Here is a 24,259-nt window from a genome sequence, read left to right on the forward strand (position 1 = left end):
ATAATGGAACGGCTGTTTCACATGCTCCACTGTTAACTAACGTACTTTCAGAAAGTACACTGAAAAGGATAGTTGACTTCCTATACTTTTCCTGACGATTGTTGTAAGGCCATGTGTCGTTATATGCAATTCTGTTATTCCAGAGTAATAACACGATCGGCGGATGCAATAGTCGACTGACGGTGAGCAATGATTATCCGTGTGATATTTAGCTCTTGTATCGCTGCATTCACACGGCTTTCATTGTCCGTATCCAAATGACTGGTTGCTTCATCTAAAAACAGAATACTGGGACGGCGATAAAGGGCTCGGGCAATCAATAATCGCTGCTTTTGCCCACCAGACAGGCTTCCTCCCAGTTCACTAACTAAGGTCTCATACCCCATCGGCATACGCAGAATATCTTCATGTATATGGCTTCGACGAGCGCAATCTTGCATATGTGCGTCATCTTTTTGTTCATCAAATCCTGCAATATTTTCTGCAATAGAACCCGCAAATAACGTATCTTCCTGTAGCACACAGGCGATACAAGCGCGGTAATTATTAATACCAGCTTTGCTAATATCCACGCCATTAAGCCTGATCTCACCGGACGTTGGCAGCAGTAATCCCGCCATAATTTTCATCAGGGTGGTTTTTCCTTTACCGGAAGGGCCTGTTATCGCCAGACTTTCCCCTGCGGCTACTGTAAGATTCAACTGCGTAATTAGCGGAGCTGAAATCATATCGTATTGAAAGGAAATGCCCTGTACATCAAGCTGTGCGGGTTCACCCGGTTTTAACAGCGCCCGTGGTGGTAACGTATTTTCTGTTTCGCTCAGTGCAATATCGGCAATACGCTCGGCATGCATCGACAACATTCGCAGCTGCAAAACCATATTCAGCAAATTTGCCGCCCGATCGGAGAACTGTCCACGATAGATATTAAACGCGACAAACATCCCCAGTGTCATATGCCCATCAATGACCTGAGTCGCCCCCAACCACAGCAACAATATCTGGTCCAGAGTAGCAATCAGCGAATTCCCTCCCGTAAACAACATCTCAAATTTAGTTTTACGGATCGTGGCATTGGCGGTATCAATGTTCATATTCAGCCAGTGCTGTGAACGGGTTGCGGAAAGTCCCAGTGCTTTAAGCGTGCCCACACCATAGAGGGTTTCCATAAAGTGAGAACCTGCTCGTGCAGACTTCACTAACTGCTCTTCTGATACCTGACGATAACGGTTATAAGTCGATAACCGGAACAAACAATAAAGCACAGTAAAGCCCAGTACCACCCACACCAGCCAACCGCCATACAGGAACATCATTATCAATAGCCCTACCGTCATAATACCGTCCATCAGGCTGTTAATTATATTGCTGGTCAGCGTGGTTCTCAGGGTATCAAGGGAGACAAAACGCGATTGAATATCCCCCAGCTTACGTTTTTCAAAATAGGTCAAGGGCAATGCCATCAGATGATCGAATAAACTGGTTTTCCACTGCACATCAATCAGAGTGGTCATTACCAGCGACATCCACGACCTTAAAATCCCCATACCGGTACGAAACAGAACAAATAGCAATAACCCCAGGCAAATCAGCGTTAGCAGATTAGGATCTTTAGCCGGTATGACATGATCCATGACCAGTTGCATTCCTACCGGCAGCAGTAGATTGATTGACTCAATCAGTAACAAAAAACAAAACAGTTTTACTAACATGGCAAACAGACCGCTGACGCTACCCATCAGCTTACGGATGTTGAATCGATGGCGAGCCCTGGTCGGGGTAAATTCACTATCTGGCCATAGTTCCAACGCAACACCCGTAAAATGCAGTGAAACTTCCCGTACCCGAGCCGGTTACCTGACTAACGTCAATCTGATACAGCGGCGTGCCTTCTTTAACCGTTGCGCCATTATCCACTAGCAGCTTCGATACCACCCCCTGCGCCGGGGCAAACAAGTTAATAGTATGAGGTTGAGTAATGATTTCACCGCTGACGGTAATTCGGCGGGTATAGCTGGTAAAGAGCAAGAAAATAAACAGACAGACCATAAATCCCACGGTTAGACCCAATGTTACCCAGACTGACCACCCGGATAGCAGCAGAGCTTTCCCCTTCCACTGAGTTTGCTGTCGTTCAGTAACTTCTTTTCGAAATTGTATTGGCATATTTTCACTCTGTTGAGACGATCAACGATGATCCTTACATTCACAACTGAGCGCATCCTGCAACTAATGCTATTGAGAATAGGTAATATCTGTAAAAGATCCATTCCGCCATTGAAGAGAAAATAGATGCGCAGAGGCTTTGATCTATCCGGCAAAACTATGTTTTTAGTTCTATGGAGTCACCTGACTGTCGTTTATATGATGAGCCTCTGGTTTGTTAAGCCAAAGACCATCTAATATGGGAGCAGACTGGCTTCATTGATTATGGAGCTGATATTGAGTAGCCTGAACCTAAAACCTATATACATTCAGCCAGGTATCTTCTGGCACTCCGAGGTATAATCTTTTTTTCTTCGACAAACGGGTACCTGATTATGATCCGCAGTATGACCGCCTATGCACGCCATGAAACCAAAGGGGAATGGGGTAGCGCAACCTGGGAACTCCGCTCCGTTAACCAGCGTTATTTAGAGACATACATCCGCCTGCCGGAACAATTCCGCAGTCTGGAACCGGTAATTCGTGAGCGCTTACGTACACGTCTGACTCGTGGAAAAATCGAGTGTAACCTGCGGTTTGAGATTGATCCTTCCACTCAAACCGAGATGATGCTGAATAAAGAACTGGCACAGCAGCTGGTTCAGGCCGCCAACTGGGTGAAAATGCAGAGCAATGAGGGAGAGATTAATCCGGTAGATATTCTGCGCTGGCCGGGTGTTATGTCGGCAAAAAGTCAGGATTTGGATGCGATCAGTACCGAACTGATGGAATCTCTGGAAATCGCCATTAACGAATTTATCGATGCCCGCGAGCGGGAAGGCGCTTCACTGAAGACCCTGATTGAACAGCGTCTGGAAGGGGTAAGTACAGAAGTAGTGAAAGTCCGCGCCCGTATGCCGGAGGTTTTGGTGTGGCAGCGTGAAAGACTGCTCAGTAAGCTGGAAGAAGCACAGGTGCAGTTAGAGAATAACCGTCTGGAGCAAGAGCTGGTGATGCTGGCACAGCGCACTGACGTCGCCGAAGAGCTGGACCGCCTTGATGCACATGTGAAAGAGACGTATGCCATTCTGAAAAAACCAGAAGCCGTTGGCCGTCGTTTAGACTTTATGATGCAGGAATTTAACCGCGAGTCGAATACGCTGGCGTCTAAGTCGATTAATTCAGAGGTGACTGCATCGGCGATTGAGTTGAAGGTGCTGATTGAGCAGATGCGGGAGCAGATTCAAAACATCGAATAGTTTTTTTACCCGTCCAAGAATGTCTTAGAAGCCCTGTTATTTGCTTGTAAATACAGGGCTTTTTTATTTTTCCCGTCCAAATCGGTTTACAGATGTCCGTTACCCGTTGCTGTTTAAGTGGTGGGCAAAATGGTGGGCAAGACCTGTTTTTTTGACTCAATAAGCAAAAAGTCAAGGTATCTGGTGAGCAGATTTTTGCATCTATCTCACCACCGCCTTATGCCATCTCCACTTATCGTGCTGCTTGCAGATTGTTCAATCACTCAACTATCGAACCAATCGATAAACAAACAGTGGTGGGCAATGGTGAGCAAATTTTAACGATTTCTTAGGAATATAGAGTAACAAACGATGGCAAAACTAACCGCAACTCAGGTGCAATCTTATGCTCGCACCGCAGCAGCAAACAAAAAATACAGTGATGGTAATGGCCTATATTTTTGCGTAAGAAAATCTGGCATGCCGTATTGGATGCTAAGGTATACCAGCCTAAACGGACGACGAGAAGCCACGCTCGGTCAATATCCAAGTATGACCTTAGCAGAGGCTCGACTTGAATCGTCTAAAATGCAGCTACAACTTCAGCAAGGTGAAGATCCATTAGCAATTCGCGCTATTGAAACCATCCCAGAGATCCAAAATGTCAGCCAGTTGTTTCAAGACTGGTATGCCAAAGACTTAAGTCGCCGGTTAAAGCACCCCAATATACCCAAACGTGTTTTTACCAAAGAGATTGCACCAGTGATTGGTCAACTTTCTATCCAAGCTGTGCGCCCCACACATGTGCGCGAAGTATTAGAGCGTATTCGAGAAAGTAACCGCCCTACCATTGCCAACGATACCTTGATGTACATGAAGCAGCTGTTTCGGCATGCGATAAAGCTCGACTTAACGCTGAACAACCCAGCCGCAGCATTTACCGTGGACGATGCCGGTGGCGTGGAGTCCAGTAAAGACAGGATGCTTAGCAAAGAGGAAATTCACTACGCCTTTAGCGTGTTTCATACCCATATCAATAGCTTTGGCCGCGACAACTACCTCGCTTGCTGTCTTTTTTTGGTATTGGGCGTACGCAAAAGCGAACTTTGCGAAGCCATGTGGCGTGAAATGGATTTAACCACAGGCGTGTGGGATCTGCCCAAAGAACGCAGCAAAACCGGCGTGCCAATCAGCATTCCCTTACCACGCCAAGCCATTACTTGGTTTAACGAGTTGCAAATCCGCGCTTGTGGCTCGCCTTATGTTTTCCCAGCCAGACGAGCAAGCCATCGCCCACATATGGGGCCAGATACACTCAACCGTGCCATATCTAAACTCTTTGGTCGCGAGCCTGGGCGCAAAAAGCAGCCTCCCAATAAAATGGGCAAACTTGAACACTTCACCGTACACGATTTGCGCCGCACCTTTCGCAGCCTTGCCGCCTCTTTGGGCATTGCAGGCAACGTAGCCGAACGCTGTCTTAACCATAAGCTAAAAGGCGTTGAGGGTATCTACGACCGCCACGATTACTTTGAAGAGCGCCGTATTGCCCATCAAACCGTGGCCGATGTGGTTGAACCACTGGTGAACTTTGAGCCCGCTTCACAACACCACACAGGAGGGCGCTAACATGCAATTTATGATGCGACTTGCCCCCATTACCTTTCCAATCACCATGCTGGCAGGGCTTGGTTGGTGTATTGGCATTGCCTTACTCGAACAACCTCATGGTATAGGCTACGCACTTACTCGGCATTGCCTGATGGTATTCGTGGTACTCGCTCCTTGGCTGATGCTAAAGCTCATGTTCTACGTGATTGTCAGTTTAGGACGCAAACTGGGGGTCATCCCGCCTGCACGTCCAACGCACAGCTTGGGGTATGAAGAATCACTCTATTGGTTCAGAGTATTGGCCTTTTTCGATGGCAAACGCAGCCGCATGCCGAAAAGGCCCATCAGGCGAAACTAACAAGCCCCCATTTGCTCACTTACCGTGGGCAGTTGGGACAATGGGGCAACACTTGATATGCCGAGCTTTAGAGGGTGAATAAGAGGAAATTAAACTGCCCCAAGGAGTGGGGCAATCGGGGATGCGGTAAAAACTCCTAACCGCATCAAAAATGCCAAACTTGCAAAAGTCCCAAATTGGGACTAACATCTGTTCATGAGAATTATCGCATTATCAACCTTAAAAACATTTTGGGAAGACAGCCCAGAATACATTGACGCTAAAGAGCCAACTTTAGCGTGGTATAGGCATGCATTAAACGCTGATTGGGGATCACCGGCGGATGTGAAACAGGACTTTAGAAATGCCAGCATCCTCAAAGATGGGCGTGTCGTATTTAACATTGCCGGTAATAAATACCGATTAGTCGTTTGGATCAATTATGCCTACAAGGTGGTTTACATACGGTTTATCGGCAGCCATGCACAATACGATCAAATTGATGTGCAAACGATTTGAAGCCAAAAGGTAGTAACAAGAGGTATATAATGGACATCAGACCTATTAAAACAGATGCCGACTACCGCGCGGCATTAAACGATATCGAAAACCTAATGATGGCGGAGCCTGATACCGTCGAAGGCGAAAAGCTGGATATTTTGGTTACGTTAGTTGAAGCCTACGAAGCAAAGCATTTTCCAATGGATTTGCCAGATCCTGTTGAGGCAATAAAGTTTGAGATGGAGCGCAAAGGATTAACAGTTAAAGATCTTGAACCCATGATAGGTAAAAGCAATCGTGTTTATGAAATCCTAAACCATAAGCGATCACTCACGCTAAAAATGATTTGGAAACTTCATGAAGGGCTAGGTATCCCAGCAGAGTCGCTGATCAAGCCACCGCAAGTTCGCGCTTCATAGCAATGCGAATCAAAATTAGCTTGTTATGAATGACGCTCGCTACCCAAATATTTCGGCTATTGATAACAGGTTAGCTGAGCTTGAAAACGAAAAGCAGCGGCTTCTCGCATTAAGAGAGGCTTTGCGTAGCGCTCAAAACCAGCGTTCAATACAGACATTCACCCCAGAACAAAAAGTCACCCTATTCAGACAACGATTTCGTGGACGAGAGGATATCTTTGCCAATCGTTGGCAAAACCAACAGGGCCGCAGTGGCTATTCCGTAGCCTGTGATAATGAATGGGTAAACGGGGTTTGCAACAAACCCCGCATTAAATGCCAAGACTGTTCACACCGAAAGTTTAGCGAACTAAACGAGCGCATTATTTACAGGCACCTTGCCGGTCATCAAGTGGTGGGACTGTATCCCTTACTGAAAGATAATACGTGCTATTTGTTGGCAGCCGATTTTGACAAAGGCTGTTGGCAAGAAGAAGTCAAAGCAATGTCTAAAGCGTGCCAAGAGTTTGATATTCCGCACGCGATAGAAATCTCGCGCTCTGGCAACGGGGCGCACTTATGGATCTTTTTTGAAACCAATATCCCCGCTAACCAGGCTCGGGCACTGGGTTTCGCTTTGCTTGATAAAGCCATGGAAATATTTCCAAATCTTTCGTTTGACTCCTATGACAGGCTCTTTCCTAACCAAGATGTCCTTCCTGAAGGCGGGTTTGGCAATCTCATTGCGCTACCACTTCAAAAGGAGGCTCGCCTTTCAGGCCGCAGTTGCTTTGTTGACAGTGACCTGAATGCGATTGACGATCAATGGCAGTACCTTGCTGAGCTTAAAACGCTCACGCAATCGAGTATTGATCAACTCATAACAACCATTTCACCCAATACCCTATTACTATCCGAACAGGGGATAACAGACAACCGCCCACCTTGGGAAATCACAGCCAAAGCCGCACCAATAACATTAGAGTCTTTGCCAAAAAACGTGACCATTACCTTGGCCAACCATATCTACTTTTTGATGAGCGAGTTACCTGGGCCACTACTGGCAGGACTAAAGCGATTAGCTAGTTTTTCTAATCCTGTGTTTTTTAAGACACAAGCGTTGCGTTTTTCAACCCATGGCATTCCAAGGTTTATTTCCTGTGCTCGTATTGAAAACGGTTATCTTGCACTACCGCGTGGCTGTCTCGATGATGCGATTGCTTTGCTACAAGAGCACAATATTTCGCCACTGCTTGACGATAAGCGTGAAACCGGCAAACCATTATTAAAACTTACCCCTGCGTTCACCTTGCGAAAGAACCAGCGAGACGCAGTGGCCTCAATAACTAAACACGACTTCGGTATTTTGCATGCCCCGACTGCATTTGGAAAAACGGTTACTGCCATTGGCATGATCGTAAAACGCAAAGTAAATACCCTAATACTGGTTCATAGCCGACAACTGCTTGAACAGTGGCAAGAGCGATTACGCACGTTCCTACCAGAAGTAAACATTGGCAGTATAGGCGGGGGTAAAAGAAAGCCGAGTGGCATTATCGACATTGCCACCTACCAAAGCTTGGTCAATAAAAAAGACAATTCCATCACGCCTCTCATCCAAGACTACGGCCATATTATTGTTGATGAATGCCACCATCTGTCTGCGCCAAGGTTTGAAATGGTACTCAACGAGGTAAGAGCAAAATATGTATTGGGCCTAACAGCAACGCCAGAGCGACAAGATGGCCATCAGAAGATCATTTTTATGGCGGCAGGGCCCATTCGCTATAAAGTGAAACAAAGTCCTGATGAGCAATTTACTCAAACCGTGATGATTCATCAGCTCTACTATATACCGCCAGCTGAGCTAATAAAAACAGATGAGCGACCCAAAATAAGCGATGCTTACCGCTGGCTCGTCGATAACCAACAGCGCACTTCAAAAATTGTCTCAGACGCCTCTCAGTGTGTTCAAAATGGCGGACACCCCTTAGTCCTTACAGAGCGTAGAGAGCACGCAGAGGAAATACACTCACAACTTACCAAGATGGGTATAAGCACTGTCGTACTCAAAGGCGCCATGAAATCTGCCGAACGCAAGAACGCTGACAATCATCTGCAATCGGCTCAAATTGTCGTCGCAACAGGAAAATATGTGGGTGAAGGGTTTGACCTACCAAGACTGGATACGTTGTTTTTGGCCATGCCAATCGCATGGAAAGGTACATTGGCCCAATATGCCGGTCGAATTCATCGTGAATCGGAAGGAAAAACACAAGTCACCATTCACGACTATGTAGACTGCGCCCTCCCTATGCTGCAACGCATGTTTAAAAAACGCGAGAAAAGCTACAAGGCTATGGGGTACGCCCTTGAGTACATTGATGACAACAGTAACAAGCAACCTTCACTGAAGTTAGAAAACGTCCCTTCATCAAATACCAAGCCAAAATAAACAGCAGCACTTCATTAAACACTTCCCCATGCCTTTACCCCCATACGCCAAAACCACTATCCGTTTGGCTTTTGGATCGAAACGCCAAACAGGGAAATTAGCCCATTTACTGTTTGGCTTCTCGATTGAAATCCAACGCTGCTAAGCCTTGCCAGTACTGGCTCAAAGCAAGATTTGGCACTTTTTTCCCCCTAAACCAACCTCGGCATCAAAGTACAAACCGTTTGATTTTTTAAACCCAGAATGCAAACGATCGTTTGGCGTCTCGATTTTTTTGCACTAGTTGAATGCCGCCAAACAGAGCCGCATTGGACTATATATTTCAATCAGTTAGCCGCGCACAGGTCATCATAAAAAACCGATTTGACTGGTGAGTTTGATGGCCATTTCTTTCATCTAATTCACCACCGCGTCTGCACCCGACGACTGAAAATAGACGGCATGACGAACCAACAAGGTGATAAGTGACGTGTTATGGGCAAGTGCTAACGATTTGGATAGAGAATGGATACAGCAGGTGGTCGCTTTACTGGTTGTGCATGGCGCGTTTACCCTCTACCCAGCATTAAGCCAGTGCGATAATGCCGCCGAACGCTTAACCCGCTGGCTGACCTATCAGTTACCACGCGTTAAAAAAGCACACCCTAGCTGCCCGATTCACCAATGGCTGAATAGCATTGGCGCGCAAGTGATCGTAAAAAAATGGCAGAGCCCTGAGCAATGGCCAAACCTGTATTGGCTACCTTTACCTGAGGTTGAAGGCCACGCGCAAGGCGGCTTGGTTTTGTTGCCAGCACATTTGTTACCTACATATAGGGATGGCACGTGCCAAACCAACACATTGCACGTAAACACACCGGCCAACGCCCGTATTTTTTGGTGCATTACGCCTTTATCTAAAACAGGAAAGCGCGCTACCTTGCACCCCTCACAGCAAAACCGCGCCTTTTGCCTGCCCAGTGCGTCAGAGCAAATAGGCAAATCTTGTACGGGGTTATTACTGAGAGGTTTGAGAAAAGAGAGTCAAAAACGAAACGGCAACGTAATCAGCCACCAAATCAACCTAGCGCTGTTGCACCACCTTTGTGAGCCGGAGAATGAAGTTTGGATGAAAGCGAGTTTTGGTACCGTAACTCATTACGGTACCAAAAATTAGAAGCCCCAAAAAAAGTAACCCCTCACAGGGCGCTGATCTAACGGGTAGCGGGAGGGGTGTTGTTGGTGCGATTTTTAATATTAACAAAGCTGAATGGACATATATTCGTACCATCTCGTGTAGAACCACGAAATGGTCAGTAATATATCCATTAATACCCCTGTTCACCTGCATTAAACAAAACCAAACTTTAGTAAATCCAATTATTATGTGCTAAAGGCATTCGGTTTAACAAATCACGGCGCTCTCGCCAATCGGGAAGTAGCTTGTCCATATACCCCTTGAAGCGTTCATTGTGATTACGCTCAAGCAAGTGCACCAATTCATGCACTAGGATGTACTCCAAACACTCCGGTGGCTTTTTAGCAAGTTCTAAATTCAGCCAAATACGCCTGGCCTGCGTGTTGCAGCTGCCCCACTTGGTTTTCATCTTTTTGACTCCCCAATCGGCAGCTGTAACGCCGATCTTATCTTCCCAAACAGGCAATAACGCAGCGATTCGCGCTTTAAGTGCATCTCGATAATATGAGCTCAGTACCAGCGCCTTGTTCTCAAGCGTTGTTGCAGTATTAACATATAAATGCAATCGACCACGACCAAGCTTGATTTCATGCTTTCCGGAACACTCGATAAGATTCAGACGATAACGTCTGCCCCAAAGGTAATGGCATTCTCCGCTAACCATTGCTCGATCAGATTGGCGAGGTTGTTTGGCAAAATCACTCTGCTGTTTCTTGATCCAAGGAATGCGGCTGATCACTGCCATACGGATTGCGGTTTCTGTCATAGATTCAGGAGCAGAAACACGCACACGCCCATCAGGTGGCAACACGCTGATATGAAGGTTTTTAATTGCCTTACGATTTAACTGCATCGCAATAGAACCAATTTCTACCTTAGGCATCAATGGTACTCTTTTTGCGCTTTTGCCAATTCCATTACACCCTGAATATCCACCTCATACCCCGTCGTTTCTTCTCGCACCGCATTGGCAATTTCTCGCTCCTTAAAGCGATCTCCCACCCAATCCGCTTTTTTGGTATAACGAATGGCACTATCTATTTTGGTAGCCAGCAATTCATCTTGACCAAAATTATCGTAAAACGCGCGTTTTGGATTAGAGTCCATCGATGGCGGATAGTTAGCCGCTGTCTGCTCCGGACGTATAACCTTACGAGATAGCTCGCGGATTTTTTCCAGATACTCTTGATATTCAATCGCTTTTTGGCGACGAAGCTCAATCAGCTCATCCAATAACACCGACATTTGCTCGTAATACTTAGGGTTAACCGGGTTTTCATCAACGATGGTTTTACGCACGTTATTTTCGATGGTTTCGGCCATGGCTTCCTGATTTTTATGAATACTTTCAGGCAAAGCCTCCACGGCATCAGCGCCTTTTTCGACAATGAGCTCAATAAGCCCCAGCTCTTCAAAATCCATCAGTACTTCGCTGTCATCCGCACGAATATACATATCTAACAAATGGCGCATCGCAGGCTCAAAGCGTTTCATTTCTACCAAATCGCCACTGGCCAGTTTTACTTCGTCACGTACTTTTTCAAAATGAGCCACTTCAACTCTTATCAAGTCTACATCTTGCGCAGAATAGCCTGCATCAGGCATTTCATTGGCGATATTGGCGAACGCACGCAGCAGTTTGGCAACGTTCTGATAAAGCGTTAAACGCAGTGCTTCTTTCTCGGTGAGCTCGTCTTGGTTCAGACCTGACTTACCACAAAAATAATAAATGTAGTCTTCCGTATTGCGTGGCACTTTTACCGGCTCACACAAGGCGCGCACCATTTCCAGCGCATTATCCAAATCGAGCTTGGCTTGCTCTAAACGATCTTTCAGCAGCCCCGCAACGTCTTCCTTGTCATAACCATCAAATGCGCCTTGCGTATAATCAGAAATCGCTTTATCCAACGAGCGGAACAGATCTTTGTAATCAATGATGTAACCGTATTCTTTATCATCGCCATCCAAGCGGTTCACGCGGCAAATGGCCTGAAACAGATTGTGATCAGCCATCTGTTTGTCGATATACAAATAGGTAGCCGAAGGGGCGTCGAAGCCAGTCAGCAACTTATCGACCACGATGAGCAAGCGCATTTGTCCTGGCTCATCAATAAATTGCTTTTTAACTTCTTTTTCAAACTCTTCAACTCGGTTAGCGGCCTTGTCTTCCGGTTGCTCGAAGTAATCCGCAAGCATTTTGCGGTAAATATCGTACTTAAAGAGCTTTTCCGTTAAACCTTCACCGGTTTCTTCCCCTTTAATGCTTGCAGCAGTCGGCTGAAAACTGGTGACAATAGCCACCTTACCGGCTAAATCTGTTTGGCTGAACATTTCATAAGCTTTACAAGCTTGATAAACACTAGAGCAGACCAACATGGCATTGCCGTAGCCATCCATCAGGCGTGGCTTAGTGTCCATATCCAGCAAGATATCGTTCACAATTTGCTGCAAACGCGATTTACTGGACAGCACCTTTTGCATGGTGCCCCATTTCTGTTTCAACTGGGTTTTCGCTAATCGAGATAAGCCGCGAGTTTTCGCTTCAAACCATTCATCGACCTTTTTCTGCGACGTGACGTTTTGGTCAATGTCTCGAGCTTCGTAGCGTAAATCGAGCACAACACCATCGGCCACAGCTTCATCAAACTTATAGGTGTGAATGTAAGAGCCAAATACCTCAACCGATTTTTTCTTGTCTTTCTTCATCAAAGGCGTGCCAGTGAAGCCGACAAACATGGCTTCTGGCAGAATGGACTTCATCGCTTCGTGCAACTTGCCCGATTGAGTACGGTGACACTCGTCCACAAACACAAACAAATCGCCTTTGGCTTTAAAGTCCGATGGTAGCGATTTCTTTAACTCGGCAATAAACTCATCCGTCGCGGTATCGTTTTCCGAATCTGACTGCCGACCAAATTTATGGACTAAAGAGCACACCAACCAAGGGTTAGGCTGATTGAGTGTCGCCACCAAATCGGCACCGCTTTTGGTGCGATAAATATCTTCCTCAACACCGGTGAACACTTTTTCAATCTGCTCATCCAGCTCTGTACGATCGGTCACAATCAATACACGTGCGTCTTTTACATTTTCGCGTATCCATTTGGCCAGCCATACCATGGTGAGGCTTTTGCCAGAACCTTGCGTATGCCAAATAATGCCGCCTTCACGCCTTGCTATATGGCGTTTTGCCGCTTCAATACCAAAGAATTGATTGTGGCGACAGGTCTTTTTAATACCCGCATCGAAAACAATAAAATCGTGGATAATTTGCAGAAAGCGCGCTTTGTTACACACGCGGCTCAGGTGAAAATCGAGTTTATGATCGTATGGCCTTCTATTTGGCTCATGACTGCTGCAATCTTCCTTCCACTCAAGGTAGTGTTTTTCAGGGGTTTCAATGGTGCCGTAACGCAAACCTTGAGTGTCATTACCCGCCATCACCAATTGCATAGTGGTGAAGAAGTTACGAATAAAATCTTTCTTTTGGTTATCGAGGTTCTGGCGAATACCTTCAGAGACAGACACCGAAGAGCGTTTCAGCTCAACCACACCGAGTGCGATACCATTGACATACAGCACTATGTCTGGGCGCTTCTTATTCTCACCCTTAATGGACACTTCTTCGGCAATGGCAAAATCGTTCGTCTCAGGGTTCTTCCAGTCAATCAACCACACGGTTTCATTAAGATGGCCAGCACCTTCTTTGTCTTTCACGCCGTAACGCAGCAGGCGATAAACCTCTTTATTGGCGTAATAGAGCTTTTTACCTTCGCCCAGCGCTGCTGCCGTATCCAATTGGCGAATAGCACGATTGATCAACGCCTCGCTGACACCACGCTTTTTTAGCCAATCAACCAGGATATCCACTTCAATATTTTTATTATTAGCGCGATCCTGCCAATCACCTAAATAGCGATAGCCTAAGTCAGTTTGAAAAAACTGAACGATACGATTTTGGGTAGCGCGCTCACGCTGACCAACGTTACTCATCCTAACCTCTAATCAATTCGAAGCTTGCTCCCCTTGCCAATCAAGCAACGATCAAGCAAATTTTATCCTTTAAAATCAATCTGGTATTGCTAAATTAATTGACTTCAACACCACTCGGTCAAGCTCAATCAAGCAAAAATTCATTTTCTTCGTCTAGCGATATAACACCGTTTTTAAATGATCATCGGTTAATTCAAACTCTGGCTCTTTACCCGTGAGCGCTTTGGTTAGCGGAACAATTTTGGTTCTAACACCCATTCCTCGATAATCGACATAGCCATAATCACGTAAAACTTCCATGACGATGGTATTCCGTGGAGAACGCTGACCTGCCTTCATTTTTTCAACTGTCATTGAATTTGGCAAAGCACCAGGGCTAATCACTTCAAGGCGATTCGAGTACCCAGACACTTCAATCTCAACAAACCGAGTCCAATCTCGGTGCGCCAGTGAGTTAATCAATGTCTCCCTAACGGCTTCAAGGGGATAAAACCACTTTGTTTCCCGTCTCAGCCCTGCATCTACCTCACCAGACTCCTCAGATATAAAGGGTGTCATCGCTTCCATAAAGCGCTCAATAACGCCGCCATCGACCAAGCGTTTATCACCATTATCGAGATCCCAGCGACCAACCATTGGGCCATCTATAATGTCATCCAGCGCTGCTTGGTATTCCTTATCATCGCCAGTAAATGCCATCACTCTTAATCCAGCTTGCTTTAAGTAACGGCGCGGGCTTTTGCCAAACAGCACCAGTCCTGCAATGGTGCAGCAAATGTTACCTGCCGCCTCCGTTAAAAACCCAAGCCCGAGAAGCCTTGCTTGCCATTCTTCAGGAGACTTCGGTACATCTGGATCACGCAAGATATCCCGAACATAATTCATCAGCCGCGCATCATCCAAACAACTGATATCTGTACGAGGAACGGGCATGACTTCAGTGTGTAACATGCCACCCAATTCAAAAAGCCGCATTTGCTGCTCTCTGGTCGCCAGTCTGGACGTTGTGCCTACACGAATGTAGATTTCTTCTTTCCCGCTGTGACGAACGACATAAGGCTTTGAGATACCAATAGGGAAGCTCACAACTGCCACGGTTTTGTCATCGTCTAACTTTACCTCTTCATAAAAAGGCAAAATCATAGGATGGATTTTGTTCTGAAAAACATTCATCACCCATTCTTCGAGATCGTCCCTTTGAATACCGCTGATTACCCCATCGTCTTCTACGCCAAGCAGTACTCTTCCGCCTTGGAAGTTGGCCATAGCCACCACTTCTTTTGCCAGTTGTTCAGGGCGAATATCGTCCCGCTTAAACTCCACACCTGAGTTTTCACCATTGGCAATAATTTCTAATAATTCTGTCTTTAACATACTTTTCTCCCAAGGGGCACAGGTGCTCAATTAAAACCGTATTTCTCACGGCGCTGATTGAACGCACTTTTGCCCCCTTCCAAAATATCGGCTGCCAGCTCTTGGACTTTTGGTACATCAATAGCCCCTTGCTGCTCTGACAAAATCATCCCTTTACTATCTTCAACACTTAACACACCGATCCATTCTGCATCACCGAATACGGGGATATTGGCATTATGTGTGGCAAACAGAAATTGCCGGCTTAATTTTGCTCTGCGAAGTTCTGCGACAATACGTTCGGCAATAAATGCGTTATCCAAGTTGTCTTCCGGTTGATCCAAAATCAAAGGGTCTTGATTGTCCAAAAGCAACAAATGCAAAACAGCGGTACACTGCTGCCCCGTCGATAAGTCATCAATAGGGCGAAATACCGCCTCTCGCTCGCCATGGGTCACATTCAGTTCAATGGCCATCGTATCGGGCAGTTGCAACTCTTCCAGCTCTAAGAGCTTTATTTCTGGCAATCGGGTTAAGGCGGTAATAACCGTACCTGTGACGCCAAAGTTCTGGGCTAATTCTGCTTCTCCCTGGCGAATGGTGGTTGCGAGATTACTGGGTGAAAAATCGCCATCCAACACCCAAGCCAAACGCTTAGGCCCTACGCCCTCTAAACTGCATTCGCTAAGAAAATCAACAAACGCTTGGCGGTTCCCTTCCGGCTGCAAGGTAAGCCGAACCTTTTGCTCCAGCTTTCGCGTTAAGCGTTTGACTGACTTCAAAATACTGGTCGCTCTGGCGCTAGTATGCTGATCCAACTCCAACAATAGCTTTTTGCGCTGGCCGTACAACTCGTCAATTTGCGCCTGGCGATGTTGTAACGTAGTTTGCTTGGGTCTGATCTGCTCAATCTGCTTCAGCAGCGTCTGATACTCTGCACCAATTTGACGTCCTGTTTTTCCTTGGCTTGCAGGAATATCTTTAAAGGCTTTTTCTAAATTTTGCTCTTCAGTCTGCTGTTTTTCCAACAACGCTAGCTGAAGCGGTGCCAGTTGTGTGTCTGCGTTCAAAGCAAGCTGTTCCAGTTGCACTAGCGCTTGCTGTACACCTGTTTTTAAGGCGTCCAACACCACGCGCTGCTGCCTAAATAAATCAGTATGAGGCAAACCATCCAATGCGCTGTCACTTAAAAAAACCGTATCAGGCAAGCTGTCTTTGAGGGCTTCAATGGCGTCTTTTACGCGAGTCACATCTTCATCAACACGCGCTTTTAACTGCTTTTCTTTTTCCAGCTTAGGAATAATTTTCAGCTTTTCTTCAATCCCTAATGCTTGATACTGTTTAGCTTGATCCAACAGCTTGGGCAAGCGCTCCACCTCTGCTTCAACATCGTCTTTCTGGCTCAGGGCACGCTTGATGGATTCTCGATTTTCTTTCAGTTTTGCCAGCACCTTGGCAATGTCGGCATCAAATTGCTCGTGTTCCCCTTCCAAAAAGCGTTCTATGAGTTGATTACGGCTATGTTCATCGCGGGTCATTTCATAGATTTCATTTTGTCCGTAAAGCTCGATGCCCGGCAGCAGATCGGTGGGGTGGTACGGTGAAATATTGCCTTGTTCATCCACCACCACGGGTTGATTACCATATTTTCGACTTACAGTGAATTTACGGCCATGCAGTACGGCTGAGCGCAGCGTAATTTCCACCAACCCCCGCTCTTTGCCAAGGTTGGTATCAATAACACTCTTATGCTGTTTTAACGCGTTTTGCGTTTTAGGCTCCAACGCGAATGCATAGCGAATACACTCCAACAAGGTTGATTTGCCCGTACCACGCCCACCAATAACGGCATTAAGATGGTCAGACAACTCAATATCAACGCCGTCCAGATAGCCGCCAACAAAGCGAATACGTTCGATGGCAGAGGCATAGTTTTCCGGCTTATCGGAATTTAAACGAACCCTTGAGCCAGCATCCAAAAAAGCCTGTTTAAACGAGGCAAAACAAGGCTTGGTCATCTTGATTAAACAGGAAGCACCTGCTTCTTTTATTTTTTCAGGTGCCTCAACATCAGCTGCGTTAATCGCGGCCATCTCCCGTTCACGTTTATAGTTAGCGTCTTTATTAAGGAAAACTTTTCGGTAAAAATCATTTTCTACGCCACGCAAATCTTCTATCGAACCCGGTATCTGCGCCGCTAATAGACCTTGGTGTTGCCATACATGATTCATCTGACCAATTTTGAGCAAACCATTGTCATTGGTACAGTGTGCCGCGTAGATAAAGCCACCTTGCTGATCCACTTCATCAATTAACTGCTCTGCACTTAACTTCGAAGGGCGAACACCGTCCTGAGGATCCAATAGCCGCAAGCAGCCCAGAATTCGCTCAAGCTCTTGCGCCGATTTGCTCTCATCAAACAAACAAACAAAATGTATTTTTTCACTTGAGGCAATCTCAAAACCGGGAAATACCACGATACCATGTTGATTAAACAAGGTTCGAATCGAGTCAACACCGTCCACTGAACCATGGTCAGCCAAACCGATAATCTCAATGCCCGCCTCCAGTGCTGCATTTAATAACTGCTGGTTATAGTCAGACTCAGACAAGCTCTGTTGTTGGCCACGGTATTCAATATAGCCCGCTGGATTAACCTGCAACGCACATTTAAAAAAGCGAGCTTTTTTATAACTTTGCTGTTGGTCAGCCATGTTGTGACTCCTTATTTAGCGGTTGCACCAAGCGCGTTTTACCCGTCAGCAGCTCTTGCATCATGCCTTGTTTGATTTGGCGGGTTTTGCCAAGGCGTTGTTCCAGTGCCTGAATTTCTGCGTCCATATCGGAGAGGATGGTGGCGATGGCGGTTTGTTCTTCTTTTGACGGAGGCAAAAGAAGTTTGAAGCTTCTAATATCTTGTGGGCTAATGTGCGGTATTGCGGTTACCGTTTTGACTGAATCGCAGTGCTCAGTAAAAAACTTGCTGCAAACCCACTCCTTTAGATAGCTTTGAGATACGGCTTCGCTGCGTAATCTTGCGACTCGTTGCAACAGTACTGCTGGCAAATCTGATTCACGCAATTGCGCAAAACTACGACCAACCAGCGATCCATCCATTGAAATTACGATGTCACCAATCTTCAACTCGTACTGAGCAATAGATGATGTTAGTTCAGGCCAGTACTGAGTGATTTCCTCTGACCAATCAGTGCAGCTTCTCTTAACATTTGAACCACGCAAAAGGCGAACACCCGAATCAGAATATTTACTGCTAGGAAAAGGGAAACCAGTCAACATGTCACATACATCACCAACGAAACCAACCTCCCAATCCTCCGGTATTTCCCCCAACTCACTTGGCTTGGTGCCTTTTGGCGTGCCATCTTCACGCAGGGCGAATTGCGGCAGGCGGGTGCGGCCGGTGAGGAGTTGTTGCATGGTGGCGGTTTTGATGGCCTGCTTTTTGGCGATCAGTTTTTCCAGCTCGCTGATTAGGGCATCGACATCGGATAGGGCATTGGCAATGGCGGTTTGTTCTTTTTTCTGTGGATACGCTACTGCAACATTTTCGATAGTACTTGAATTTAAGCTAGGAACACCGGATGCCTCGTTATATTGCATCCAATCAATCATGCAGAACTTGTAATAGGTAAACTTAGCGTCGGCTTGATTGTATATCTCTGAATAAAAAAGTGTGTCTACCGTCCAAAAAGGCTCATCGCAATAGCGAGGCTTATTTATCGTTCCTTTTCTACCAATAAGAACAGAAGGCTTATCCCATAGGTAGCTATTACCCCAACCAATTTGTCCACCTGTAGCCAGAATAGGATACAAGCCACTTTCAGATTCAATCTGCTTTTGGCTTTTTCCATGCCGAATTGATAGCACCTCTCCAAAAACAATTACTTGCCAATCCTCCGGAATCACTCCAACTTCAGTTTGTTTGTATCCAACGGGCACAGCATTCGAAGCCGCTTCCGCCAGATACTTCGGACTCACTTCCGTTACTCCGCTCATACCGTCCACTCCAAGCCCATGGCTTTTAAGTGGCCTGCCACTTTATCACTGAGGTTTTCTACCGATTGGGTAAGGGCAGGCAGTGGTTCGCTGTAGCGCTCTTCCAGTTCTTTGACGCGATTGGCCAGTTGCTGAGTGACGCGCTCAATTTCAGCGACGATATTACTTTCAAGCGTGGCCAGCCATTTGTCATCCACAATAATGAATTTGATCTCATCGACACTGAGTTTGGGGTATTGCTTAAACACCGCTATATCGAGCGCATCTTGCGCTTCTTTTAGGGCCTTTTTGGCATCGACCTCGGCATCAAATAGCGTTTTGGCTTGCTTTAGTGCAGCCTTTTCATCGGGGTCAGTGGCGAGTTTTAAACGCGCTGTCACCGTGGCTTTGGTGACTTTATCTTTATCGTTCAGCGCATCGTTGAGTAAGCCTTCGTCGCCCGAGTTTTCTTCCAGATAGGTTTCTAACTCTTGGCTGGCGATATCAAGTAGCGATTGCAGGCTATCCACTTTGGCTTGTTCAGCGGCAAAAAAGCGCGCCACGATTAACGCAGGCGGTATCAGTTCGGCTTTGTATTTAGCTTTGCCAATCACTAGCTCAGGCGATTCTTTCAGTTTTTCGCCTTTTTTGACGACTAACTCACGCAGCACTTTGCCTGCTTGCCAGCCGTCTTGCACTAGCACATATACATCGTCTTGCATTGACTCTGCCCAGTAATCCATCAGGATCTGGTAGATATCGTATTTGCTGAGTAACGCCACGTTCGCGTAGCTATGCAATAAACTTTCACTGATTTCAAAAATAAGCGATTTGGGTTGATCGCCGATAGCGATTTCCCCTAACGCGATAGCTTCACTCCATGCATGAAAATGCTGCAAGCTTTCCGTCGCGAAAGTTTTAAACTCCGCATGATTCAGAATGGTACCTTTTACCTCGGAGGCTTTGACCAAGGCCTCACTATAGCCCTCACGCGCGGGCTTGAACAAAGTCGCTCGAATACTCGGGAAGATTTGCCAGTATCTCTCTAAGGCATCGATGTCTCGGTTTGGAATACCGCCTTGCAGATGAGCGCTTAAATCGTGCAAATCCTCCGGTTCGCTAGAGTCGATATAACGCGGAATATTCAGGTTGTAGTCGTTAGTGGCAATTTCACTGAGCGGCACCATACGCGAGTAGCGCGCTAGCTCTAGCTGCTTGGTAAAGACATCGACGATTTTATGAATATCTTGGCTGCGCAGGCGGTTTTTATTGCCGTCTTTGGCAAAGCCTTTGCTGGCATCGACCATAAAAATACCGCTGCGTGCGTTCGCGTGCTCTTTATCAATAACGATAATACAAGCAGGAATGCCAGTACCGTAAAACAGGTTGGCCGGTAAGCCGATAATGCCTTTGATATAACCTTGCTTGATGAGGTTTTCACGGATACGGGCTTCGGCATTGCCACGGAACAAAACGCCGTGCGGCAGAATGACCGCGCCTTTACCTGTGCTTTTTAAGCTTTTAATAATGTGCAGTAAAAAGGTGTAGTCGCCATTTTTCTCGGGTGGAATACCCCAACTAAAACGGCCAAATTCATCCTCTTGCGGGTTAATGCCGCTGGTCCAGTTTTTGTTGGAAAACGGTGGGTTGGCCACAGCAAAATCAAAGGTCTTGAGCTGGCCATTTGCTTCCTTCCATTGCGGGTCAGCAATGGTGTTGCCTTTCCAGATTTTGGCGGTGGCGTTGTTGTGCAGGATCATGTTCATACGCGCCAAGGCACTGGTGGCGTTGTCCATCTCCTGGCCAAAAATACTCAAGCCACGCGGCGCTTCATCACTGGCTTTTAGCAATAGCGAGCCCGAGCCGCAGGTTGGGTCGTACACGGTGGCATCTTGCGGGGTATTGCTATCAATACCAATGACTTTAGAGAGGATGCGTGACACTTCCGATGGCGTATAAAACTGCCCTTTGGACTTGCCCGATTCAGTAGCAAAGTGGCGCATTAGGTATTCGTAGGCATCACCCAGTAGGTCATCGCCATCGGCGCGGTTATCGCCAAGGTTTAAGCCTTCGAAAATGCCGACCAGCTTACCTAGCCGGTCAACCATTTCGTTGCCTTTGCCAAGCTTGTCTTCATCGTTAAAGTCGGCAACGTCTATCACGCCTTTGAGATCGTTTTCTTCGGCCAGTGCGCTGATGACCTTGTTGATTTTGTCGCCGATTTCTTTGTCGCCTTTCAGCGCGACCATATCGTCAAAACTGGCACCTTGCGGCACTACAATCATGCCGTAAGGGTCGCCTTTGTACTTATCAGAGACATACTTCATAAACAGCATGGTCAGCACATAGTCTTTGTACTGGCTGGCATCCATACCGCCGCGCAGCTCGTCACAGCTAGCCCAAAGGGAAGAATAAAGTTCAGTTTTCTTAATGGCCATTTGGGTTCCTTAATCTTTCATCGTCTGGCTTTTGGCCGGAATATGTTCCAATAATTGGTTTAACTCGCAGTTAAACAAACTGCACAGCTTATCGAGCGCCTCTAAGTCCACCTTGAGCGCGGTTTCTTTGTACAGTAGCGTGACGGTGGTACGGCTGAGGCCGGTTTCTCGCATCACGTCGCTAATGCGCATTTTTCTCTCACCCATTAATCGGGCTAGGTGGCAGCGGATCATGCTCTCTCCACGGTGTTTTCTTAACCATAAACTTGGGGATTTTTCACTGTTGCTTACCCTACCACGATTATGATTATTCTCAACTTATTTGAGTTAAAACCAAATAATTGAGCGTATTTGTTATTCGTTCGGTGCTGGTTATTGGTACGCTGGCGGTTCACGGGAATACCTCTAGCGGTATTGTCTGTGTTGGACTTCAAGCCTCGCTAGCTATTTATGTTGACTGGCGGTGCACTGCAAGGCGACAAGCCTACACAGGATTCATCGCCATTTTAGTCATCCAAGATGCTGCCTTTCACGCAGTACATTCGCGGGCGGGTGTTGTCGGGCAGGCTGACTTTGCGCTGTGGTCGGTTGCCATCGGGGACTAGGTAGCCTGCGGCCATCAGTGCTTTGGCGGCGCGATCTGGGCTTAGGCCTTCGGTGGCTTCACGCCAGCCAGTTGGGTAAAACAGGTAGAGGGTTTGTGGGCCGCTGGTGTCTAGCCAACCGGCGCGTTGGCGTACTTGGCTGCTGTAACCGGTTTGCTTAGGCGTAAAGCGGCTTTCGCCATGCTGTTCAATAAAACTGCGCACTTGGCGAATGGCTTGTTGATCTTCATTAGCGGCCACACCACCGCGAGCGAGTATCCATTGGTTAAGCTGGCTTAAACAAGCGGCTTCGACACTTTGAGCTGGCCAATCGAGTACTTTGGCTTGAATGGCTAACAACCCAGCACTAGCCAGTAAGGCAAACTTTTCGGCGACCCGGCGCACTTGGCCGTCTGACTCGGGAGGTAAGCCGGTTAAAAAACGTTGGCGTACATTTTGGAAAACGGGGCGCACCTGAGCGCTGTGCTGCGTTAAATACCGCAACCAATCCAAGGCCAAGCTGCCGTAATGTTGGCGACTTTGTTGTTTTAGGTGGTCGGCTAAATCGGCGGCGTTCATACCATGACTCTGGTTAAACACGCCCATTTGCGATCCGGCATCGGCACTGAGATCAATCACGCGCACTTGCTGGCCGGCTTTTACGCGCTTGCCGATACTGGCAAGATGGCTTTCGAGCGTCACTTCACCGGTGGATAAAAACACCAAACGCCAACGGGCGGGTAAGCGCATTTCACCGTATTTGCCTGCACGGGTTTTACCTTGGCCATTGGCAAGCATATAAGCGACATCTCCCGCCTCTTTTGGATCAACTTCGCCCATTTCATCGAGCGCCAGCAAGGCATCGTTATGCGCTAATGCTGTACCTTCTAAACCGTTGGCCGTAGCGCGCCAACTATGGCGCAGCTGATTAGGCTCGCCCCACACCGATAATGCCGGATACAGCGCCGCGGTTTTACCAGTACTGCTGGCTCCGTAAAGGTGTAAACCAAAACCATCCACCCCACACAAGTGCAACAAAGGCGCGGCCAGTGCAGCACAGACACCAACGATTAATAACGGGTTATCCAGACAATAACGGCCAACGTGTTGCCGCCAACTGTCGCTACTACCTTGCTGAATAAAGCCTTCTATCGGGTGCATGGTTTGCAGCACCATGCGCGGGTTGTTGCTGTGTTCGCTTGGGTAAAAGGTGAGGCGCGGATGCACATAAGCGTGGTGATGCCAGCCAATACAGTTCACGCTGATGGCCTTTTGCGTGGCCAGTTCGCCCATTTGTTGAATAAACAGCGAGAGCAACTGCCGTGCTTTGACGCTGTTGCTTAGGCGCATGCCTCGGCTGAGTAGTATTCGGCGGTACTCGTTGCCGTCTCCGGCTAAGAGTTCAGCAGGCATCGCCCAGTAGCGATGGCGATTATCATCGTCTAACCAGTGCAATAAATAGCCGTAGTTGTCCCCTTGCGGATCGCGGGTGCGAGCAGCCACTTGCAGCCAAGAGCATATTTTGACTGGGCTATCTTGCCCTGCCGGTTGCATCACCAGCCAGTTTTGCGCGTTATAGGCAAAACCAGCCGGTAATGTTGGCATGTTGCTATGCATATCACCGGCAGGTAATTGGTTTGATGCTGATGGTTTATCCACGGCCATGAGCAGCACCAATACGGCGGGTTTCAATCCACTGGTCGATATCGCTTTCTAACCAGCCCACGGCACGCGCACCAATCCGGATGGATCGCGGAAATTCACCGTTAGCCATCAGGGCATAAATGGTACTGCGGCCAAAGCCTGTTTTGGCCTTTACCTCGGGCAAGCGCAAAATCCGCTGCTGACGCGCTGGGTTTGTTGATGTGGTGGATGATTGTGTAGTTGGGTTCATCGTTTGCTTCCTCACTGATCTGTTAAGTTCTCTTAGGAGTTTGTCCCCACTAGTATTAAAGAGTTAAACGGACGCAGTAGGCAGATAAATGCCCTGATCGTGCAGCTTTCTGAGGGTACAGGTCGCTACTTGCCCCAGT

At 47.1% G+C, this 24,259-nt stretch carries 18 protein-coding genes; 7 read left to right on the forward strand and 11 right to left on the reverse strand.

The genetic code is table 11. The features are described 5' to 3' along the window. Positions 1 to 134: 134 nt before the first annotated feature. Positions 135 to 1,808 (reverse strand): peptidase domain-containing ABC transporter, encoded by a 1,674-nt coding sequence (locus tag LPW36_RS07605; RefSeq protein ID WP_230608892.1) that lies wholly within the window; start codon positions 1,806 to 1,808, stop codon positions 135 to 137. Next, complete coding sequence (locus tag LPW36_RS07610; protein WP_268991563.1) at positions 1,789 to 2,166, reverse strand: HlyD family secretion protein; 378 nt, start codon at positions 2,164 to 2,166, stop codon at positions 1,789 to 1,791. The genes LPW36_RS07605 and LPW36_RS07610 overlap by 20 nt, the downstream gene beginning before the upstream one ends. A gap of 374 nt (positions 2,167 to 2,540) precedes the next feature. On the opposite strand from LPW36_RS07610, the gene LPW36_RS07615 reads away from it, so the two are divergent. The 7 genes from LPW36_RS07615 (at position 2,541) to LPW36_RS07645 (ending at position 9,841) form a co-directional block, all read left to right on the forward strand. Next, a complete protein-coding gene (locus tag LPW36_RS07615; protein ID WP_230608893.1) occupies positions 2,541 to 3,404 on the forward strand; it encodes a YicC/YloC family endoribonuclease in 864 nt (287 codons plus the stop codon). 351 nt (positions 3,405 to 3,755) lie between these two features. Then, positions 3,756 to 5,012: a tyrosine-type recombinase/integrase gene (locus LPW36_RS07620; protein WP_230608894.1), complete on the forward strand. Its 1,257-nt coding sequence runs from the start codon at positions 3,756 to 3,758 to the stop codon at positions 5,010 to 5,012. Position 5,013: 1 nt separating this feature from the next. Beyond that, a complete protein-coding gene (locus LPW36_RS07625) occupies positions 5,014 to 5,352 on the forward strand; it encodes a hypothetical protein (protein WP_199359282.1) in 339 nt (112 codons plus the stop codon). A gap of 195 nt (positions 5,353 to 5,547) precedes the next feature. After that, positions 5,548 to 5,850 (forward strand): type II toxin-antitoxin system HigB family toxin, encoded by a 303-nt coding sequence (locus tag LPW36_RS07630; RefSeq protein WP_001219934.1) that lies wholly within the window; start codon positions 5,548 to 5,550, stop codon positions 5,848 to 5,850. A 29-nt stretch (positions 5,851 to 5,879) separates the two neighbouring features. After that, the gene (locus LPW36_RS07635; protein WP_000354815.1) at positions 5,880 to 6,251 is read left to right on the forward strand and encodes a helix-turn-helix domain-containing protein; all 372 of its coding nucleotides are present in this window, start codon (positions 5,880 to 5,882) and stop codon (positions 6,249 to 6,251) included. A 25-nt stretch (positions 6,252 to 6,276) separates the two neighbouring features. Continuing rightward, a complete protein-coding gene (locus LPW36_RS07640) occupies positions 6,277 to 8,685 on the forward strand; it encodes a TOTE conflict system archaeo-eukaryotic primase domain-containing protein (protein ID WP_230608895.1) in 2,409 nt (802 codons plus the stop codon). Between the two features lie 469 nt (positions 8,686 to 9,154). Further along, positions 9,155 to 9,841, forward strand: coding sequence for a hypothetical protein (locus LPW36_RS07645; protein ID WP_230608896.1), 687 nt, complete (start codon positions 9,155 to 9,157; stop codon positions 9,839 to 9,841). A gap of 190 nt (positions 9,842 to 10,031) precedes the next feature. Here the strand turns inward: LPW36_RS07645 and LPW36_RS07650 are convergent, their stop codons facing one another. The 9 genes from LPW36_RS07650 to LPW36_RS07690 form a co-directional block, all read right to left on the reverse strand. Beyond that, on the reverse strand, positions 10,032 to 10,745 hold the full coding sequence (locus tag LPW36_RS07650) for a M48 family metallopeptidase (protein WP_230608897.1): 714 nt from the start codon (positions 10,743 to 10,745) through the stop codon (positions 10,032 to 10,034). Beyond that, entirely contained in the window at positions 10,745 to 13,855 is a 3,111-nt protein-coding gene (locus LPW36_RS07655) for a type I restriction endonuclease subunit R (protein WP_230608898.1), read from the reverse strand. The genes LPW36_RS07650 and LPW36_RS07655 overlap by 1 nt, the downstream gene beginning before the upstream one ends. 153 nt (positions 13,856 to 14,008) lie before the next feature. Next, on the reverse strand, positions 14,009 to 15,229 hold the full coding sequence (locus LPW36_RS07660) for an RNA-binding domain-containing protein (protein ID WP_230608899.1): 1,221 nt from the start codon (positions 15,227 to 15,229) through the stop codon (positions 14,009 to 14,011). Between the two features lie 26 nt (positions 15,230 to 15,255). Continuing rightward, on the reverse strand, positions 15,256 to 17,922 hold the full coding sequence (locus tag LPW36_RS07665; protein WP_230608900.1) for a TrlF family AAA-like ATPase: 2,667 nt from the start codon (positions 17,920 to 17,922) through the stop codon (positions 15,256 to 15,258). Beyond that, positions 17,915 to 19,225, reverse strand: coding sequence for a restriction endonuclease subunit S (locus LPW36_RS07670; protein WP_230608901.1), 1,311 nt, complete (start codon positions 19,223 to 19,225; stop codon positions 17,915 to 17,917). The genes LPW36_RS07665 and LPW36_RS07670 overlap by 8 nt, the downstream gene beginning before the upstream one ends. After that, positions 19,222 to 21,642: a type I restriction-modification system subunit M gene (locus LPW36_RS07675; RefSeq protein ID WP_230608902.1), complete on the reverse strand. Its 2,421-nt coding sequence runs from the start codon at positions 21,640 to 21,642 to the stop codon at positions 19,222 to 19,224. The genes LPW36_RS07670 and LPW36_RS07675 overlap by 4 nt, the downstream gene beginning before the upstream one ends. Before the next feature lie 9 nt (positions 21,643 to 21,651). Next, a complete protein-coding gene (locus tag LPW36_RS07680) occupies positions 21,652 to 21,876 on the reverse strand; it encodes a helix-turn-helix domain-containing protein (RefSeq protein WP_039422734.1) in 225 nt (74 codons plus the stop codon). Positions 21,877 to 22,148: 272 nt separating this feature from the next. Beyond that, entirely contained in the window at positions 22,149 to 23,891 is a 1,743-nt protein-coding gene (locus LPW36_RS07685; RefSeq protein ID WP_230608903.1) for a DUF927 domain-containing protein, read from the reverse strand. Continuing rightward, complete coding sequence (locus tag LPW36_RS07690) at positions 23,878 to 24,120, reverse strand: helix-turn-helix transcriptional regulator (protein WP_230608904.1); 243 nt, start codon at positions 24,118 to 24,120, stop codon at positions 23,878 to 23,880. Before LPW36_RS07690 ends, LPW36_RS07685 begins: the two co-directional genes overlap by 14 nt. Positions 24,121 to 24,259: the final 139 nt, after the last annotated feature.

This window comes from Limnobaculum eriocheiris (assembly GCF_021010575.1).
GTDB lineage: Bacteria > Pseudomonadota > Gammaproteobacteria > Enterobacterales > Enterobacteriaceae > Limnobaculum > Limnobaculum eriocheiris.